Raw genomic sequence first — 16,602 nt, forward strand, 5'->3', positions numbered from 1 at the left:
CACTCGATCGCTTTAGATAGTGAACAGATCTTTGTCGAGTTTTGCCGTCAATTTGTTCCCGGAATTTTTCAAAAGTAGCATCGCATCCGCAATGATTAAGATTGTAGTCTGCTCACGTCTCTGCCCACATTGCTTCAAACTCAGCCGCCTGAAGAGATAAACCAAGGTTTGCAGCAACGCCAAAGTTTGTAGTGTAAACGCGGGGAGTGATCAGCGTTTCTCCGATCGCTTTGCCTTTAACGCGATCGAGTCCAGGAGCCGTTAGCAGCCCATTAACCCTAATGAACTTAGACGTGAAGCGGCAGCGTTAGCAGCGGTAGCAGTCCCAGTCCCAGCCAGAGCCACGATCGCCCCTGACGCCCTATCTGCTGATCAGGAGAGAGCAATGCCTCGATTCGTTCTTCCAAACGATCGAGCGTTAGATCAGTGTTGAAGCCTGCCTGTAGGGTGGGAAACGGAGTTTGGATGTTCTGGACAATTTGCAGCAGAGATTCTGCAACGACGATCGGATCAACGCGCTGAGCTGCCCAAGCGTCTGCCCGCAGTTCTCGCAACAGCAGCAGTTCTTGCCAGAGGGCTTCGGTTTGGGGCAGCCAGAAGGTGATTTGTTCTAACCAGCCCAGCCAAAAAAACCAGAAAGTATCGCGATAGTGGGCGTGTGCCCGCTCATGGGTGAGGACGGCTTCGAGCTGTTCGGAGTTGAGCTGATTCAATAAGCCGCGACTGACCACGAGTTTCGATCGCCAGAAGCCTACCTGCGCTGCAAACGGAATCTCGGTTTCAAGCAGATGACCGCTCGTTTGAGCCACGGCTTCACAGGGGTAGCATTGAACCTGCTGCGCCGATCGCCAGCCTTGCCACGTCCGGTAGAACAGCGTGAGCAGCGCAAATCCGACAACGGCAATCGAAAACAGATAGCCAATCCAGCCCGTGGAAAAGCCCAGCATTGCCCCATCCATGCCCATCCATACCACTGCCCCACTCATCGTCAAGAGCAGCAGCGGTGGCAGAATCAACCGAGTCAGGGCAAATTGCCAGCGCGTTGCCCAATTGCCTTCGCCCGGAACAGAACCACAGCGCAGCAGCAAACCGATCCCGATCGCCAGTCCTGTCAGCAAAAAGTGCATCAGTTTCCCTCCTTGGCTTGGCGGGCTGCTTTTAACCGTTGGGCAATGGCATCTAGCTTTTCGATGCTGGCACAATCGAGCTGATCGGCAAAGGCAGCGACCACATCAGGATTGCCTACTGCTAAAAATCGCTGAAGCTGATCGTGTGCCTGAAACATCTGCGCCTCGCTCCGAGACACAAGCGGTCGCCACTGGAAGGCTCGATCCTGCCGATCGCAGACCAGCCAGCCCTTTTCGCTCAGCCGCCGCAAAACCGTTGTGACAGAGGCATAGGCAAGCTCACGATCGGGATCAGTGAGAATGCGATCGTGAATTTCCTTCACCGTGGCCGAGCCAAGCTCCCACAGAATTTCTAGAATCTCGGTTTCGAGGGGTCCGAGGGACAGGTGTTTCGGGCGACGGGGCGGTAAGGCAGACATGAGAGGTGAATCACAGAATGAAATTCGTATCTCCCAAAGTATAGCTGCGGAATGTCAGCTACTGAGCCAGACCCTTAAACACAAGCTGGCTGAACATTCCCCAGGCGTTCCCCTTGCGGGACGATCTCCCCGGTGAGGCTAAATGCGCGTGCTTCAGTGATCTTGACCTGCACAAGCTGACCCCGCAACTGCTCGATATTGCCCTCAAAGAAAGTGAGTCGATTGCCGCGTGTCCGCCCCATGACCTGCGCTGAATCTTTGGGATTGGGTTCTTCCACCAGGACTTCTTCGATGCGGCCGCCATAGCGCAGCGATCGTTCTGCCGCTTTGGTTGCCACCAGATGATTCAAACGTTGCAGGCGATCGGCTTTCCCGTCTTCAGAAAGCTGATTGTCCCACAGGGCGGCGGGAGTGCCGGGGCGGGGCGAGTAGGCAGCCGTATTGAGCTGATCGAAACCGATATCTTCGACGAGCTTCAGCGTGTTCTCAAACTGTGCTTCTGTCTCGCCAGGGAAGCCGACGATCGCATCTGCGCTAATGGCAGCATCGGGCATATAGCGACGAATCATGTCGATAATCCGGCGATATTTTTCATGGGTGTAGCCGCGTGACATTGCCTTCAGCACCTCGTTATCGCCCGACTGAAACGGAATGTGGAAATGCTCGCACACCTTAGGCAACTCAGCGCAGGCACGAATCAGCCGTTCAGTGAAATAGCGAGGGTGGCTGGTGGCAAATCGGAGGCGATCGATTCCCGGTACGTCATGCACAAAGTAGAGCAGATCGGTGAGCGTGTGCAGATGCCGCCCGTCTGCGGTCGCTCCCGGTAAATCGCGTCCGTAAGCGTCGATGTTTTGCCCCAGCAGCGTCACTTCTTTGTAGCCCTGCCGTCCTAGCTCCTCCATTTCTGCGCGGATTGCCTCTGGAGTACGAGACTGCTCCACTCCCCGCACATTGGGAACTACGCAGTAGGTGCAGCGTTCATTACAGCCGTAGATTACATTCACCCAGGCAGTCACGGCACTATCGCGGCGCGGCTTGGTAATGTCTTCAAAAATATGGACAGGCTCGGTTGCCACAATCTGATTTCCGGCAAACACCTGCTCTAGCAAATCTTGCAGACGATTGGCGTGCTGTGGTCCCATTACGAGATCCAGTTCAGGAACGCGACGCAGCAGCGATTCTCCTTCCTGTTGAGCGACGCAGCCTGCCACAATCAGCGTCAGGTCAGGCTGTTCGTGTTTGCGCTTTGCCTGCCTGCCCAGGTAGGAATAAACTTTTTGCTCGGCGTTGTCCCGAATTGTGCAGGTGTTGTAGAGGATAACGTTTGCCTCATCGGGAGACTCTGACCACGCAAACCCCATGTTTTCTAAAATGCCTGCCATCCGCTCGGAATCAGCTTTGTTCATCTGACAGCCGAACGTGGTGATGTGATAGCGACGGAGAGAATCAGTCATAGGTTTGTGAAATGGTTTGTGAAATCAGAGCGTGCTGAATCAGAAAAGAGAAATGAACTGGGGAATTGTCCGTTTCTTATTATAGGTTTTGTGGTAGGTTCCTCTTTCCCTGGCGATCGTTTCCCCTCCGAATTCCTTCTAAAAATTTCCCACAAAAAATCCCGGCAATAAAACCGGGAGATGTCCAATGGTGTGCTTGAGTGGCAGTGTTCCCACGTCTGTCCAGAAACAAACAGCAGTATCCAGCAGTAGTATCCGAAGCCCACAAAAAACTTGCCCCCGCATGACTGCCATGAGGCGGCTCCCCGATTTGCAGGGCTGTTCTATGTATGGCTCACGATCGCGCTATGCCTCAAGATCGCGACGCTCAGTCTGTTGCCTTCAGGGATTTCCTGCTGTTATTGGTTCTGGAAAAGCTACAAACCAGTGGTTTTCCTTCCTTAACCATCCTTCCTTAACCCAATTGAATCCACTCACTATTGGAGAATGAAGCTGTAGACGTTTGTAAATATTGTTTGCGTTTTGTAAACAATTCGTGCAATATATGCGTAGAGGTGAGTACGCAAGAGTTCTTCTCTTGAGTCCAAATCTCAAGTTCAACTTTGGAGCCAGTATGGTTCGGAATCGGTGTGGTTCAGAACCAGTATCGTCTGGAACCAGTATTGTCCAGAGCAGCAATTCGGGAGGTTGAAATGGGGAATCGATTTGAGGAACCCATTTAAGACTAGTTCTCAGGACTCGTTCACTCCCTTCTAGAACTTGAGATACGAAAACGATTCGGCGATCGCTGAACGAATTTACTGCAAACTCACTGCAAATTCACAGCTCAGCTCCATTAGGAGCGATCGCAGCCACTCTTGCAAACAAGCACTCTTGTAGATAAGCACTATGACTTACAGCACAGATTTTCGTCTCTCTATCGTTTCCAACCCTTACTTATCAAGCAATCTAGCGGATCCCGTTACCGCAACCACTGCTCAGTTTAAGCAGCTCACCGTTGACGACCAGCTTGCTGTGCTCTGGTATGCCTATACGGAAATGGGACGATCGATCACGCCTGCCGCTCCGGGTGCTGCACGGCTCCAGTTTGCAGAGGGCATTCTGGCACAGATCAAGAAAATGGCTTACGACGACCAGCTTCAAGTTATGCGCGATCTGGCAAGCAACGCAAACACCCCGATCAGCCGCTCCTATGGGGTTCTCAGCGTCAACACTAAGCTGGCTTTCTGGTATCAGCTAGGCGAAATGATGGTGCAGGGCACAGTGGCTCCCATGCCTGCGGGCTACCAGCTTTCTGAGGCAGGGCGATCAGTGCTGGAGATGATCAAGCAGCTCGATATGGGTCAGCAAATTACCGTCCTACGAAACACCGTGGTTAATATGGGCGTTGATCCGCTGGCTGACTAAGCTCCGGCGCATTGTTCAGCAAACCAATTGCTTAATCCAGCGGGGTGGGTGAATGCCTGCTCCGCTTATTTCTTGATCGACAGGTTTCCCTCGAAGGCAGGATGTTTGCAGTCGCTCAATCGCGTTTGATCAGAAAAACAAAATTTCGATCGGGCTGTTTGAGAATTCATTGCCGTTACCCGGACTGCTCCCTAACGCCACTTCTTGGGGAACCGAGCCTGCTTTAGGGATTCAAAGTCCCCTAAGGTTGACGGGCTTTAGGGGGTGTAAAACTTTTCCCACTGCTCAAACATCCTCTAAGACTCTTGCCCTCGAATTTTTCCGACCTCAAATTTTTCAGAAAGGAATGGAGAACCGCATGGATCGCGTTAGCCCTGCTGATCAAGTTACTGCTGACCAGACCTATCCAGATACTGCACAGCCGATGCTTACCCCTGATCAACCTGATCAAACCGATGCTCAGCCTGAGAGCCAAATCGACCGTGAGACAGAAGCCGTTATTCAGCAGTATTTTGAGACGTTTAACACAGGAAACTTTGCCGCGATCGCAGGACTTTTTGCCCCAGAAGGTGCGCTGTATCCTCCGTTTGAATCGGCTGTAGTCGGACCGGATGCCATTGCTGCTTATCTGAACCAGGAAGCGCAGGGAATGACGATCGAGGCGCGGCAGTGCGTTCAGAACCTGACGGAAACGGGCGAAATCGAAGTTCAAGTGGCAGGCAAGGTGCAAACGCCTTTGTTTGGGGTGAATGTCAGGTGGTTGTTTGAGTTGAATGATCGTCTCGAAATCCTTAGCGTTCGCATCAAACTACTGGCTGCCCTGGAAGATCTGCTAAAGCTAAAGCAGTAGAGGACCAAAACAGCAGGAACAAAAGAGGCTGAACTGGCGTAATACACTTTATTACTAGTTGCTATTTCTGGTACTGTCGCTTCAATCCTGCTCGATCGTCCTCGTGTCTCATCGGAGTCAAATCGTGCGACGATAGAATCTCTGGTGTTTTTGCTTTGATAGGATTATCCTGTGAACTGGATCACGCTAAGAACAGCCAGTACGCAGTGGGAGGCGGAGCTAATGCAGCAAATGCTAGAAGCTCAGGGCATTCCGACTCGCCTTGTGTTTGACCGGGCAATGCCGCACTGGGGTTGTGGTGTGCCTTTTACGCTGCAAGTCCGCGTTCAGGATCAGTGGACTGCTCTCTTCCTGCTCAGCCCCATCGAAGAAAACCTTGAAGAAAGCGTTTGAGAAGCTAAATGTCTCTATTTGACTGGTTTGCCAATCGACGAAAATCGGGTTCGACGAACACGGAGCGACAGGAGCGCGAAATCGCAGACGGCTTGTGGAGTAAATGCCCTGACTGCAGCGTTCTGACCTATACCAAGGACCTGCGGGCAAATCAAATGGTCTGCGCCGAGTGCGGTCATCACCTAAGAATTTTTAGCGAAGAACGCATTTACCAACTTATTGATCCAGGAACCTGGAAACCGCTGGATACCCAAATCTTGCCAACCGATCCGCTGTCGTTCCGCGATCGAAAATCCTATGGTGATCGACTGCGAGAAACCCAGGAGCGGATTAAGCTTACCGATGCCGTTCAAACCGGACTGGGACAGCTCGACGGTCTGCCGATCGGCTTGGGCGTGATGGATTTCCGCTTTATGGGCGGCAGTATGGGATCGGTGGTGGGCGAAAAGCTGACCCGCATGATCGAGCGATCGACCCGCGAACGGCTGCCAGTCATGATTATTTGCGCGTCGGGCGGAGCCAGAATGCAAGAAGGAATGCTGAGCCTGATGCAAATGGCAAAAATCTCTGCTGCCCTGGAGCGACACCGGGAATCTGCGCTGCTGTACGTTCCGGTTCTCACCCACCCCACGACGGGCGGCGTGACGGCAAGCTTTGCCATGCTGGGCGATGTGATCCTGGCAGAACCCAGTGCAACGATCGGCTTTGCGGGGCGGCGCGTCGTAGAACAAACCCTGCGCGAAAAGCTGCCCGACGATTTCCAGACTTCGGAATATCTGCTGACTCACGGCTTTGTGGATGCGATCGTCCCCCGCACTCAGCTCAAGAAAACCCTGGCACAGCTTATCCGCCTGCATCAGCCCTACCCCTCGCCAACCGCAACCCATCCGAATCATTTTGTCCATGTGCCGGAGACGATGCCAGTGAATAGCAGAGTACAGTAGGGGCGATTGCTAATTTAATTTACGGTGACGTAGGATGTGTTAGCGCAGCGTAACGCGTCACTAGAAACCAATCTGCCTCGCCCCGTGTTTCCTGCCGAGTGCCCACCCGATCGAACAGGTTTTAGATTCAAATTTTCTGCCGCAGTAGGACGATCGCATCCAAAGTTAATTGGATTAGTGGTGCGTCATGCTACTTGCGCCAAACCATTCTTTCAGCCAAGCCTGCATCTGCTGAATTTCCTGCTGCTGGCTGGAGGCAATCTGTTCGGCGAAGGGGCGGACGGGTTCGTGCTTCACTAGATTTTGGCTAAGGAGCTGTTGCGACATCGTTACGGCTCCCTTGTGATGCATGACCATGCCTTCAAGGAATGCTCGATCGAGCGCGTCTCCTTGAAGCTGGGTTAGATCGCCCATCATCGGCTGATAGTTTGCCTGGGTTGGCTGTCCGGGATACCATTCGCTCAGCCACTTTTGCATTTGCTGAACTTCTGTGGACTGCACCCGGATCACTTCTTGAGCAAACTGCTTCATTTCAGGACGATCGCTGCGCTCCAGCATGATTTTGGCAGAGTCGATCGCTTCCTGATGGTGCGGGATCATTTGGGTCAGGTAGTCTTGCTCGCTGCTCACCTGCATTTCGTGCATCATTTGATTGTGAGCATTCCCGCCCTGAGCCTGCATTTGCGGGGAGTGGTTGGAATGATCCATCTGCTGAGCCTGATTTTGTTCGGGCATTGCACAGCCCATCAGGGTGGTGAGGGCAGTTGCGGTCATTAAAATGAGTTTCGATCGCATGATTCTTTACTCCACAGAAATCTACAAGTCGGGTCAGGATGCACTTTTGCGGCTGAATTTGCCCACCGATCACTTCATCGCCCTGCCAATCAGCTTGCGAATTGCCTGGGAGGTTTGTCTTTTAGCGCAACTTGCCAAGAGACAACCGAGGAGAACACAAGCGATGGCGATCGCAGACGTTTTATCATACCCCTGGAAAACGAGTTTCTGAACGGTAAAAAGAAACAGAAACAGCGTGACAAATAACAAAGAAAAGTACGCCGCGCTTGTCCCCAGGACAATCAGCATATCCATCGTTGTGGAATGTCGCTTGAACGTTTTAGAAGTTAGTAAGGAATGAGAAACGGATTAGTTAACGGTGTAGCCTGCGGCGACGATCGCTGCTTTCACAGTCGTTTCTGGGGCTGCAGTTTCGATATTCACCTGCTTGGTTGCTGGATCAGCCGCCACTTTTGCACCCGGATCGATCGCTGTTACCGCATTTGTGATTGTCGTTGCGCAGGCAGAGCAAGCCATATCGGGAACCGTAAATTGTAGGGTCATGATTTTGTCTCCACTAAAAAAGTCTTCGATTCAGGTCAAATCACTGCTTCAGGAAAGCTCGATCGGCATGACTTGAACTCCCACTTCTATCCTGAAGGCTCCAGTCGGGTGGAGAGTCAAGGGGGAGCTGCAAAAGAAAATGGGTCGGGGGAGCAAATGGGTCGTTTGTTGTTGGCAGAAGCCAAAGAAGCACAACTTTCAGCACTCGCTGCATAGCAGAGCTTCATTAAAGTTTACTTTTTCGGCGGTTCAAACCTGTTCTTCCGGCAGACGAGAAATGGTGAGAAATTGCTTAATTTACGATCGACAAAGGTTCAAGCGGCGTCTTCATTTCTCTAGGAAATGGGGATTCAGAGGGTGTGAGGCAAACAGCATGAAGCGGGAATCCAGTCGTTTTTCGCAGCAGGCCATTAATCGCATTGCTGAAATCGCGATCGCCAGTCAGTTAAAGCAGGACGTTGACCTCAGCGTTAATATTGCAGCAACACTGAAGCAATTGGCAAAGGGGCAAATTGATGCGATCGTCATCTTGATCGAGAGATTAGTGCTGTCTAGAAACTTGAAGACCGAGGCATTTCAGCTTGATATCGGTGCGGTGACGGTGAAACCCCTAAGTGCGCTGAAGGGACAGATCAAACTGCTGCATCCTTCGCAGGGAAAGCTGAGCGTTGTAATTAACGAGAACGATCTGACCACTGCGCTTAACCAAGCAATCGCGCAAAATTCTCCTCAATTGAATCAAATCACTTCACCTGTTCGCTGCTCACTGGTTAATAATACAATCACGATTCAACTCAAGCCGAATCCCTTGTCTGATGAAACAGAATCGATCGTGTTAATGGCATTGCCCCCTTCAGAACAGAAATCCAAACAGGGAATTGTCTGGCAGCATTCACTTTCTTCTCATCCGTCTTCTCAGCAGTCAAATCCAAGCTGGGCTTCTGACGTGATTGCCAGCCTCGATCGGCTTTTGAATCTAAAGGACTTTGAACAAAAAGGGCTATTTCTCACCGTCCAAGAAATACAAATTGCTGACGGTAAGCTGCGGCTTAATGCAGATGCATTTATTCAAGAGTTTCCTCCTGATTAAGCGCGAGCGTCTTTTATTGTTTTTGATTTAATCCCCTTTAATCTCCAATTGATTCACCTGGCTATGACTCACTTTGGTATTATTTGCCCTCCGTTGTCCGGTCATCTTAATCCCCATGCTGCGCTAGGACGAGAGCTACAGGCTCGTGGGCATCAGGTCACTATGCTGCAAATCCCCGATCTGGAACTCAAGGTGCGATCGGAGGGCTTGCAGTTTGCGCCAATCGGCTCTCGCTATCAGCCCGGAATGCTGGCAAAGACAATACAGCAGCTTGCAACGCTAAGCGGTATCCCGGCACTGGAACAGTCGGTTACGTTTTGCGCTGAAATCGCCACGATTTTGTGTGAAGATGCTCCTGCTGCGATCGCTGCTGCCGGAATCGAATTTTTGATTGTGGATCAGCTTGAGATTGTGGGGGAGACGATCGCCGAAGCGATGGGACTACCGTTTGTGTGCGTGAGCTGCGGTCAGCTCATTCATCGTCGTGCCGAGATGCCGCCTTTTTTCATGGGCTGGAGCTACAATCTGGCAGCCTGGGCAAAACTCCGCAACCAGTTGGCTTACTGGATTTTCGATCGCCAGTCTCAGCCGATTTTGCAGACGATTAATCGCTATCGAGAGCAGTGGCAGTTGCCGCCTTATCGCCAGCTTTATGCGTCTCGCGCTCGATTGGCGCATCTGTGTCAGCAGCCTGTCGCCTTTGATTTTCCCTGTCCTGATTTGCCGCCACATGTTCACTATCTGGGACCGTTTCGCAATCCGTCTCCCCGCGCTGTGCCGTTTCCGTTTCATCGTTTGACAGGACAACCGCTGATTTTTGCGTCGCTGGGCAGCATTCAAAACACCAAGCAGGAAATTTTTCGTCAGATTGCGGCTGCCTGTGCCGAACTCGATGTGCAGCTTGTGATTGCTCACGGAGGCGGCATGAGCGAAACCGCGATCGCAGAGCTTTTTGGAGAGCCGATGCGAAGCACTTCCCCCGATAAGGTAATTGTCGTCGAATATGCCCCCCAGTTTGATGTGATTGCCCAGGCAAGTCTAACCATTACCCACGGCGGATTAAATACGGTACTGGATTCGCTCAGCCACGGAGTGCCGATCGTCGCAATTCCGATCACGTTTGAGCAGCCCGGAACTGGGGCACGCATTCGCTGGACGGGCGTAGGCGAAGTTATGCCGGTCGATTACTCCTTACGAGGAAGTGCGCCGCATCAACTTGATGTGCCAATGCTCAAAGCCACGATTCAGCAGGTTTTAACCGAACCGGTCTATCGCCAAAATGCCCGACGAATTCAGCAGGCGATCGAACAGGCTGGAGGGGTGCGCCGGGCAGCGGATATTATTGAGCAGGTCATAGGACGGAATCGAAAGGCGATCGCCGTCTCAGCCGTTTAACCATTTCAGCCGTTTAATTGGACAGCAACGCCATTCCCCGATCAAACAGCATCCGCGCATAGTCTGTCCAAATTCCCTGCCCCCAGTAGCGAAAGCAGCTTGTTTGCAGCAGCAGGTTGTAGAGCAACGCTTCCTGATAGTCAGGCTGGCGCGTGACCGCAGGATCTTGTTCGACTTGCCGATCGTATTTCTGATGAAAGGCGACGCTGAGCTGTGCCATTGGCTCCAGCACGTTTTCATAGCCCTGAACCCAACTCAGATGATTCGTCCAGGAGGCTCCGTCCATGTGAAAGTGGGGGTCGGTTTGCTGGAAGTGGGCGATCGCTTGTTGGACTGCTTCAGGCGTGGTGTGCTCCAGGTCAATAGACTGCCAGATTTTGTGCTGCTGCACTGCCTGACAGGTCGGGAAATCTGCGGGATGAATGCCTGCCGCTTCAATCAGTTCTAAATACTCTGTGCCGTTCATCGGAACTGTTCCTGTTGTGCCGCCGCCTCCGTCACGAATCTCGTGATAAACGCGAAACAAATCACGCGGATACTCATTCATCATCACGCCGCCATTTTCGCCGTCTGCAATTTGGGTGACGAGTGAGGGAATGGCTTTATCTTGTAGGGTTTGGCTATTTTGGATAACCTGTTTACCGCGTCCTTTTGCCTCAAAATAGGGCTGCATCTGGGCGACTAGTTTGGTATCCGACCCCTGCGTTTTGACCAGAGCTGTAATGCTAATGATTTCACCGTGGGAGTTTCGCGCAACCAGGCGATTCGGCAAATATTTCTGATCCTGAGACAGCGGCGAACCGTCCAGATTTTCGATCGAATGTTCCTGCACCATCAGCCAGCGATAGCCGCAATCGAGCAACGCTTGAATATAGGCATACAGCGTATCGGGATGATTGGGCAGGTGCATTTCGGGCGGCGAAAAACCTTTGACTCGCTTTAGCGCATCGATACCAAAGATTGCTGCAAACTGATGCTGCCATGCTTGAAGATGTAACTTTAAATCGGCGATCGGCGTAGAAGGTACAACGGCATGACTCCACAGCGTTCCCAGCCATTCCACATGGAGGTAATAGGCAGGATCACAGGCAATTCGCTTCAGCTTGTCTAAAACGTCCGATCGCCCCATCTGGTGCAGTCCCCAGAGCAAGTTTCCCGAATAGTCAAGCATAATGCGCGGATTGCAGCCCTCACTCACCAACTGCGGAATGAAATCCCCCATGCGCCCATAGCACCAGGCAAACGGATCAGCGTTGTGGTTATCTCCTTCGTGAGGATGTTCATACATATGTTGGAGATTGCTAATTAATCCTCCGTTGATACCTGCGGGAATAGTAGGCTGGTGCATATGTAGGGCACAAGCAAATCCAGCAGTGATATTTTCCAACGATAAATTAGTAATGGGCAAAAATAATGGTTCTTGATGGTGGGTAATCGATCGCAGTTCGTTTTCCCATCCACTAATTTGAGGAAAGTTCGATCGCAGTTCAGGTGATGAAGAGAGGGATAACATAGAAATTCTTAGTGTGCAAAAAGAGGTGAATCAGAGTGGAGAGAGCGTGAATCAGGGTGGGAAGCGTGTGGAGAGAGAGATGAATCGAATCGCCAAACGAGTAGATTTAAGAAATTGAAATTTTAGAAACTGATGGGTATTTCTGCGGCGATCGGTTTCAGCGTTCTACTTAACGATACAGACAATTCCTGATTCTGGCTGAATCTTCCCTGCTCTAAGTCCTAATCTGGATTTCAAAGCCCCCTAGCATTGGGGAATTTAGGAGCAATGTAGAACCTCTGAAACTCCTCAACCAGCCTCTCAAGCCTCGCTAACGTTTCAGCAAATTCGGAATTCCCTCACAGCCGCCGGGAATCGTTTGGCGTGTTTTGGAGCCACCCCAGGCACAGCAGTAAAATCGCTGTTCATCCGAGAGCCGCTGTACGCCTGTAAAGTCAGCATCTTCGATCACGGCTCCGGTGTATTCACCTGTTTCGTAGTCTGGAAAGTCTTTCGGCGTGCGCGGCGTGGCAGTTTTGACCGAACCATAGTAGAACCGGACATGAGACAAGTCAGACCCGGCAAAGTTGGCTTCACAGAGAACCGTCCGGGCAAAGTTGGCACGAACCAGCTCACACTGGCTCAGATTCGCTCGAATCATATTGATGTCGCTGAGGTCAGCCCCCCGCAGATCTCCCCCTGCCAGATTTGCCCCCGCCAGCATTACCCCCAGGTTAATCACGCGAACGCCCGTCAACCGATCTTCGGCATAGCCACCGGAGCCATCGAGAATGGCGCGTCCCAATCGCTCATCGCGTCTTAAAGGAGTAAGCAGTCCAGCCCCAGAGAGAAAGCGAAGAACTTTTGCTTTACCGCCTGCATCAAGGCTGCCCAAAATCGCGGCAGTGCGCCCTTCTGCGATCGCCCGCTCCATTGGGAAATCTTCCAGTAAGCCGTCGTCGTTGAGGGTGAGTTCGGCGATTCCCTGAAAATAGGCGTCGATCGTCTGCTGCTGCGTAATGATATTTTGCTGGCTGGCAAGGCGATTTTGCTCGATCGTCAGCCGCTTCGAGGTAGTGTACTGCTCCCAGGTGACATACAGCGCAACAATCGCAATCAAAATTTGACCGATCGCACTTAAAAGATTGCTGAACACATCAATGCGCTCCCAGCCAAGCTGAGCAATCTGATTTCGCACCGATTCAGCCCACGGACTGGTCCAGAGTAGCACCAGCGTTGCAACAACGACTCCTGCAATAGCAGTAATCAGCCGTCTGTGCGATCGAGTCACCTTTTCCAGATGGGGCAGCAGCGTCACTGCCAGCACCCAGAGCGATAGAAACAAGGCAACTCCGGCGGCAATTTCTCCCAGCCAAATCAGCCCAAAGCTGAAGCTAATCACCATCAAAATTAGGGCGATCGAAATCAGTAAACCCACACGCAACTCCTCATGCCAACTGTCCTTGTGTTTTGGATTAATGATCTTGATGGGTTTATTGTGCAGGAATTTCGTGGCGATCGGAAAATCGTTTTGCAAAATCAATCCAGCGAAGCAGTTCCGATGAAGGATTAGCAATAGACAGGTTCGCGTTAAAATAATTCTTTTCTAGAAGTCCAGGTAGGGAAGGTATCAAAGTATGAAAAAAGGTATGAAAAAAGAAGAAAAAGAAAAACTTTCCTTTAACAGTATTCATGAATTAACGGAAAATTTAACATTAGGTGAACTGGCTCAGCAAGTGATTACCGAACAGTTCCACCGAATGAGCAAGCCTGCAAAACGCGTTCTGGAAGATACCGATCCTGAACACCTGCATCAAATGCGGGTCAGCACACGCCGCCTCAGAACCGCAATGCAAATTTTCGATCGCGCCATCCTACTGCCCAAAAGAGCTGACCGCAAACAAGTTCGTAATCTGGCTCGAATTTTAGGCGCAGTGCGCGATCTCGACGTGCAAATTGCCAGCCTGCAAAATGAGTATCAGCCCCAATTTGAACAGACTGAACAAAAACAAATCCAATTTGCAATCAAGGCATTAAAAAAGCAGCGAGTTACCGCGTTTCAGGCGATGAAAACTGCGCTGAACGATCGCCCCTACAAAGCTCTACAAACTGCGTTTACAAACTGGATTGAGCAGCCCAAATTTCACCCGATCGCTCACCTGCCGCTGCTCACCGTGCTGCCGGATGTACTGAGTCCTTTAGTTGCTGAAGTGCTGCTTCATTCTGGTTGGACAATTGCACAAGACAACATTGCCGTTGAAAGCGAAACGCTGCACGACCTGCGAAAAGTCTGCAAACATGCCCGCTATCAAACCGAATTCTTCAAGCCGTTTTATGGCGAACCATTCCATAACTGGATCGAAGAAATTAAACAAATTCAAGATCGGCTCGGCAGCTTCCAGGATACACAAGTGCTGCAATCGTTACTAAATGAGGCGATCGGCAATCAGGCTGAATTACCCCAGCTCCAGGAAAAAATTCAGCAAACGCAAGCCGAAGCCCTCTCCACCTGGGATGCAACCCGCCAGAAATATCTGGATCAAAACTTCCGCTATCACCTACACCAAATGCTGTTGCACCCCACGCTGCACCGCGATCGAGTTCATCCAGAACTTGTGGGGGAAATTTCCTCGAATTGAGAGAAGACATTGCAGCGAAAACAGTCGATTCCCATTGAATGGGAGCGGGCATCCAATCTGCCTGACCAGGCAGCAATGTAGGAGCTTGGCGGCTCCGCAAATCTCTTCTCAAGTTCGCGGAATCGATTTGTGTAGAAACATCTGTCGCGATCGTCCCAGCAGAACCGAAGTTAGGGTGGTGTCAATTCGTTCTACTTCATAGCCTGCTTTGCTATAGAGCCGTCGGGCGCGGGCGTTGTCCTCAAGAACGTGCAGATACAAATCCTGATAGCCCCAGTCGAGCGCAACCCGCTCGCAGACCCGCAAAAGCTGCTGAGCTACTCCCTGCTGCCGATATTCTGCTAGCACCGCCAGATTTGACAGATAGAGATAGGGCGATTGGCGCAAAAAGGGCGATCCGGTCTTGAGCGAAATTTCGACCGTGCCGACCAGTCGATCGCTGCCCGCTACAGCAAGCTGAGGCGACTCCGAAGCCCGCGACTCAAACACCGCCTCTTGCGAAGACATCCGCCGCACTGCCACTAGACAGGCGTAATGAGCCTGAGTCGATCGCTTCGCAGTTCCCCCCTGAGATAATCGCATCCGCATTCGCATATCTTCGTAGATCCCCTGTCGCAGCAAGGGATACAGCCAACCCATCGTCCCTGTGGAACTATGAAAGCTGCTGGTCAAAACTTCTGCCAGGTTGGTTAAATCCTGCTGTCTTGCTGCCCGCACGTAGAAAGGCGAACTGCCAGACGAATCGATTGCCCGATCGATCGCCGGATTGGCAGCAGCATGGACCAGTTCCTCTTCTTGCGAATCTGGCAGTTGGGAATCAGAAAAATCTGGGAAAGCGTCAGTGGGCAAGGTAGACATCTCGCAACGGAAAACAGGGGCAATATTCAGGACTCGGCGAAGAGACTGAACCGGAAAAATGAGAATGGAGGGGAATTTCCCTATTCTAGTCTCTGAAAAACTTGTCCTGACTGTGCAATGCTGCCAATTTTTGATGTGCTAGGAGAAATCTGATGAATTTATCTATAAGCCCATCGCTTCTTATACCGCAGCCTTAATTGCAGTTCGATCGTAAAGGTTGTGCCCCGCCTGACTTCAGAGGCAATGCTCAGTTTGCCCTTATGTTTCTCCAGAATAATCTGATGGGCGATCGCCAGTCCCAAGCCTGTACCTTTGCCAGCAGGCTTAGTCGTAAACAGAGGCTCAAACAGTTGCTTTTGGATGGAATCAGAGATGCCATTCGCGTTATCGGCAATTTGAATTACAGCTTGATGATCCGTGGTCGAGGGTCAGTCTCCTGTGCCCTTGAGTCGATGTTGCAAAATCAGCAGCGTACGCGCAAAGGCGGGATGTTGCTAACGATGCCGAATGTTGCTGACAATAAAATTAATGGGGTTATTAATTTCATGGACAATTCCTGCCACTATTTCCCCCAGGCTAGAGCGTTTTTCCTGCTGCACGAGCTGCACCTGTGCCTGTTGCAGGGCTGTAGTTCGATCGGTTAAACAAAAACACCCCCATTAAGGAGGTGTCGTCAACCAGCTAACTTAGATCAAACTTGAAAGAAGATCGAACTTGAATGAGGAACTCTAGTGGCTTAACCCCATTCGCTGATCAGAACGAGTCAGCATGGACTGCTGCCGCTGCTTTTCAGAGCGATGGTGATTCATCATCAGCACCCGTGCCCGCTCTTGAACCGACTGTGCAGGAGTCTGCTCGGTTTGAGTTTCAGTGGCAGGAGTTGGATTTGCCGTATAAGCCACGCCGCGATAAAGCAGATCTAGCGTTGGCTGAAGCACCAAAGCCTTGTTGGATTTACGGAACCGAATGTCTAGCCCGCGATATTTGCCAACTTGGGTGGCATCGCCATATTCAACTTGAGGAGCGTTGTATTCGTAGCTCACGCCGCGATAGGTCAGTTTCATAGTCTTCGCCTCTTTTCTGCGTAGATGATGGGAATGAAATGAGGCGCGTTCCTTCAGGAAAATTTTTGGGCTTTTGTCTTTTTAGCTTCTAGTTTTTTCCCTACTTCCGTCCTTTTCGATCGCCCCCGG

At 51.3% G+C, this 16,602-nt stretch carries 19 protein-coding genes; 9 read left to right on the forward strand and 10 right to left on the reverse strand.

Translation table 11 applies throughout. From position 1 onward, the window contains the following. Positions 1 to 287 precede the first annotated feature (287 nt). From H6F80_RS06605 to miaB, 3 genes are all read right to left on the reverse strand, one after another. Positions 288 to 1,127, reverse strand: coding sequence for a M56 family metallopeptidase (locus H6F80_RS06605; protein WP_190790795.1), 840 nt, complete (start codon positions 1,125 to 1,127; stop codon positions 288 to 290). After that, positions 1,127 to 1,546 carry a BlaI/MecI/CopY family transcriptional regulator gene (locus tag H6F80_RS06610; protein ID WP_190790796.1) on the reverse strand — a complete coding sequence of 140 codons (420 nt, stop codon included), beginning with the start codon at positions 1,544 to 1,546 and terminating at the stop codon, positions 1,127 to 1,129. Before H6F80_RS06610 ends, H6F80_RS06605 begins: the two co-directional genes overlap by 1 nt. 74 nt (positions 1,547 to 1,620) lie before the next feature. Continuing rightward, the gene (gene miaB / locus H6F80_RS06615) at positions 1,621 to 3,003 is read right to left on the reverse strand and encodes a tRNA (N6-isopentenyl adenosine(37)-C2)-methylthiotransferase MiaB (RefSeq protein ID WP_190790797.1); all 1,383 of its coding nucleotides are present in this window, start codon (positions 3,001 to 3,003) and stop codon (positions 1,621 to 1,623) included. Between the two features lie 888 nt (positions 3,004 to 3,891). Between miaB and H6F80_RS06625 the strand changes: the two genes are divergently transcribed. The 4 genes from H6F80_RS06625 (at position 3,892) to accD (ending at position 6,597) form a co-directional block, all read left to right on the forward strand. Then, positions 3,892 to 4,410, forward strand: coding sequence for an orange carotenoid protein N-terminal domain-containing protein (locus H6F80_RS06625; protein WP_190790799.1), 519 nt, complete (start codon positions 3,892 to 3,894; stop codon positions 4,408 to 4,410). A gap of 346 nt (positions 4,411 to 4,756) precedes the next feature. After that, positions 4,757 to 5,260: a nuclear transport factor 2 family protein gene (locus H6F80_RS06630; RefSeq protein ID WP_242067200.1), complete on the forward strand. Its 504-nt coding sequence runs from the start codon at positions 4,757 to 4,759 to the stop codon at positions 5,258 to 5,260. 171 nt (positions 5,261 to 5,431) lie between these two features. Next, positions 5,432 to 5,653, forward strand: a complete 222-nt coding sequence (locus H6F80_RS06635) for a putative signal transducing protein (protein WP_190790800.1) — start codon at positions 5,432 to 5,434, stop codon at positions 5,651 to 5,653. Positions 5,654 to 5,661: 8 nt separating this feature from the next. After that, on the forward strand, positions 5,662 to 6,597 hold the full coding sequence (accD, locus tag H6F80_RS06640) for an acetyl-CoA carboxylase, carboxyltransferase subunit beta (RefSeq protein ID WP_190790801.1): 936 nt from the start codon (positions 5,662 to 5,664) through the stop codon (positions 6,595 to 6,597). Positions 6,598 to 6,771: 174 nt separating this feature from the next. Here the strand turns inward: accD and H6F80_RS06645 are convergent, their stop codons facing one another. After that, on the reverse strand, positions 6,772 to 7,392 hold the full coding sequence (locus H6F80_RS06645; RefSeq protein WP_190790802.1) for a DUF305 domain-containing protein: 621 nt from the start codon (positions 7,390 to 7,392) through the stop codon (positions 6,772 to 6,774). Here H6F80_RS06645 and H6F80_RS06650 point away from each other — a divergent pair. Then, positions 7,391 to 7,603: a hypothetical protein gene (locus H6F80_RS06650; RefSeq protein WP_190790803.1), complete on the forward strand. Its 213-nt coding sequence runs from the start codon at positions 7,391 to 7,393 to the stop codon at positions 7,601 to 7,603. The genes H6F80_RS06645 and H6F80_RS06650 overlap by 2 nt on opposite strands. Positions 7,604 to 7,740: 137 nt before the next feature. Here H6F80_RS06650 and H6F80_RS06655 read toward each other — a convergent pair whose 3' ends face one another. After that, complete coding sequence (locus H6F80_RS06655) at positions 7,741 to 7,935, reverse strand: heavy-metal-associated domain-containing protein (protein WP_190790804.1); 195 nt, start codon at positions 7,933 to 7,935, stop codon at positions 7,741 to 7,743. A gap of 373 nt (positions 7,936 to 8,308) precedes the next feature. Here H6F80_RS06655 and H6F80_RS06660 point away from each other — a divergent pair, with 373 nt between their 5' ends. Beyond that, positions 8,309 to 9,025, forward strand: a complete 717-nt coding sequence (locus H6F80_RS06660) for an LmeA family phospholipid-binding protein (RefSeq protein WP_190790805.1) — start codon at positions 8,309 to 8,311, stop codon at positions 9,023 to 9,025. A gap of 63 nt (positions 9,026 to 9,088) precedes the next feature. Beyond that, on the forward strand, positions 9,089 to 10,420 hold the full coding sequence (locus H6F80_RS06665) for a glycosyltransferase (protein WP_190790806.1): 1,332 nt from the start codon (positions 9,089 to 9,091) through the stop codon (positions 10,418 to 10,420). A gap of 13 nt (positions 10,421 to 10,433) precedes the next feature. On the opposite strand, the gene H6F80_RS06670 is transcribed toward H6F80_RS06665, so the two are convergent. Together H6F80_RS06670 and H6F80_RS06675 are read right to left on the reverse strand one after the other, a co-directional pair. Then, positions 10,434 to 11,933 carry a polysaccharide deacetylase family protein gene (locus tag H6F80_RS06670; protein WP_190790807.1) on the reverse strand — a complete coding sequence of 500 codons (1,500 nt, stop codon included), beginning with the start codon at positions 11,931 to 11,933 and terminating at the stop codon, positions 10,434 to 10,436. A gap of 310 nt (positions 11,934 to 12,243) precedes the next feature. Next, on the reverse strand, positions 12,244 to 13,350 hold the full coding sequence (locus H6F80_RS06675) for a pentapeptide repeat-containing protein (protein ID WP_347277835.1): 1,107 nt from the start codon (positions 13,348 to 13,350) through the stop codon (positions 12,244 to 12,246). Between the two features lie 12 nt (positions 13,351 to 13,362). Here H6F80_RS06675 and H6F80_RS30300 point away from each other — a divergent pair, with 12 nt between their 5' ends. Beyond that, on the forward strand, positions 13,363 to 13,485 hold the full coding sequence (locus tag H6F80_RS30300) for a hypothetical protein (RefSeq protein WP_277879056.1): 123 nt from the start codon (positions 13,363 to 13,365) through the stop codon (positions 13,483 to 13,485). Positions 13,486 to 13,561: 76 nt separating this feature from the next. After that, complete coding sequence (locus tag H6F80_RS06680; protein WP_190790808.1) at positions 13,562 to 14,551, forward strand: CHAD domain-containing protein; 990 nt, start codon at positions 13,562 to 13,564, stop codon at positions 14,549 to 14,551. 108 nt (positions 14,552 to 14,659) lie between these two features. On the opposite strand, the gene H6F80_RS06685 is transcribed toward H6F80_RS06680, so the two are convergent. The 3 genes from H6F80_RS06685 to H6F80_RS06695 all read right to left on the reverse strand — a co-directional run bounded on the left by H6F80_RS06685 (position 14,660) and on the right by H6F80_RS06695 (position 16,473). Continuing rightward, a complete protein-coding gene (locus H6F80_RS06685; protein ID WP_190790809.1) occupies positions 14,660 to 15,409 on the reverse strand; it encodes a GNAT family N-acetyltransferase in 750 nt (249 codons plus the stop codon). A 158-nt stretch (positions 15,410 to 15,567) separates the two neighbouring features. Beyond that, entirely contained in the window at positions 15,568 to 15,810 is a 243-nt protein-coding gene (locus H6F80_RS29700; RefSeq protein WP_347277836.1) for an ATP-binding protein, read from the reverse strand. 327 nt (positions 15,811 to 16,137) lie between these two features. After that, on the reverse strand, positions 16,138 to 16,473 hold the full coding sequence (locus H6F80_RS06695; RefSeq protein ID WP_190790810.1) for a DUF4278 domain-containing protein: 336 nt from the start codon (positions 16,471 to 16,473) through the stop codon (positions 16,138 to 16,140). Positions 16,474 to 16,602 lie beyond the last annotated feature (129 nt).

The sequence above is a fragment of the Leptolyngbya sp. FACHB-711 genome, assembly GCF_014695615.1.
Lineage (GTDB): Bacteria > Cyanobacteriota > Cyanobacteriia > Elainellales > Elainellaceae > Leptolyngbya_A.

What these genes read in the sequence shown, in the direction of transcription:
- miaB (WP_190790797.1), bottom strand. Translation starts at nt 3,003, where the DNA reads ATGACTGATTCTCTCCGTCGCTATCACATCACCACGTTCGGCTGTCAG.
- H6F80_RS06680 (WP_190790808.1), top strand. Translation starts at nt 13,562, where the DNA reads ATGAAAAAAGAAGAAAAAGAAAAACTTTCCTTTAACAGTATTCATGAA.
- H6F80_RS06670 (WP_190790807.1), bottom strand. Translation starts at nt 11,933, where the DNA reads ATGTTATCCCTCTCTTCATCACCTGAACTGCGATCGAACTTTCCTCAA.
- H6F80_RS06625 (WP_190790799.1), top strand. Translation starts at nt 3,892, where the DNA reads ATGACTTACAGCACAGATTTTCGTCTCTCTATCGTTTCCAACCCTTAC.
- H6F80_RS06665 (WP_190790806.1), top strand. Translation starts at nt 9,089, where the DNA reads ATGACTCACTTTGGTATTATTTGCCCTCCGTTGTCCGGTCATCTTAAT.
- H6F80_RS06660 (WP_190790805.1), top strand. Translation starts at nt 8,309, where the DNA reads ATGAAGCGGGAATCCAGTCGTTTTTCGCAGCAGGCCATTAATCGCATT.
- H6F80_RS06605 (WP_190790795.1), bottom strand. Translation starts at nt 1,127, where the DNA reads ATGCACTTTTTGCTGACAGGACTGGCGATCGGGATCGGTTTGCTGCTG.
- H6F80_RS06655 (WP_190790804.1), bottom strand. Translation starts at nt 7,935, where the DNA reads ATGACCCTACAATTTACGGTTCCCGATATGGCTTGCTCTGCCTGCGCA.
- accD (WP_190790801.1), top strand. Translation starts at nt 5,662, where the DNA reads ATGTCTCTATTTGACTGGTTTGCCAATCGACGAAAATCGGGTTCGACG.
- H6F80_RS06630 (WP_242067200.1), top strand. Translation starts at nt 4,757, where the DNA reads ATGGAGAACCGCATGGATCGCGTTAGCCCTGCTGATCAAGTTACTGCT.
- H6F80_RS06650 (WP_190790803.1), top strand. Translation starts at nt 7,391, where the DNA reads ATGATTCTTTACTCCACAGAAATCTACAAGTCGGGTCAGGATGCACTT.
- H6F80_RS06610 (WP_190790796.1), bottom strand. Translation starts at nt 1,546, where the DNA reads ATGTCTGCCTTACCGCCCCGTCGCCCGAAACACCTGTCCCTCGGACCC.
- H6F80_RS06645 (WP_190790802.1), bottom strand. Translation starts at nt 7,392, where the DNA reads ATGCGATCGAAACTCATTTTAATGACCGCAACTGCCCTCACCACCCTG.
- H6F80_RS30300 (WP_277879056.1), top strand. Translation starts at nt 13,363, where the DNA reads ATGCCAACTGTCCTTGTGTTTTGGATTAATGATCTTGATGGGTTTATT.
- H6F80_RS06695 (WP_190790810.1), bottom strand. Translation starts at nt 16,473, where the DNA reads ATGAAACTGACCTATCGCGGCGTGAGCTACGAATACAACGCTCCTCAA.
- H6F80_RS06685 (WP_190790809.1), bottom strand. Translation starts at nt 15,409, where the DNA reads ATGTCTACCTTGCCCACTGACGCTTTCCCAGATTTTTCTGATTCCCAA.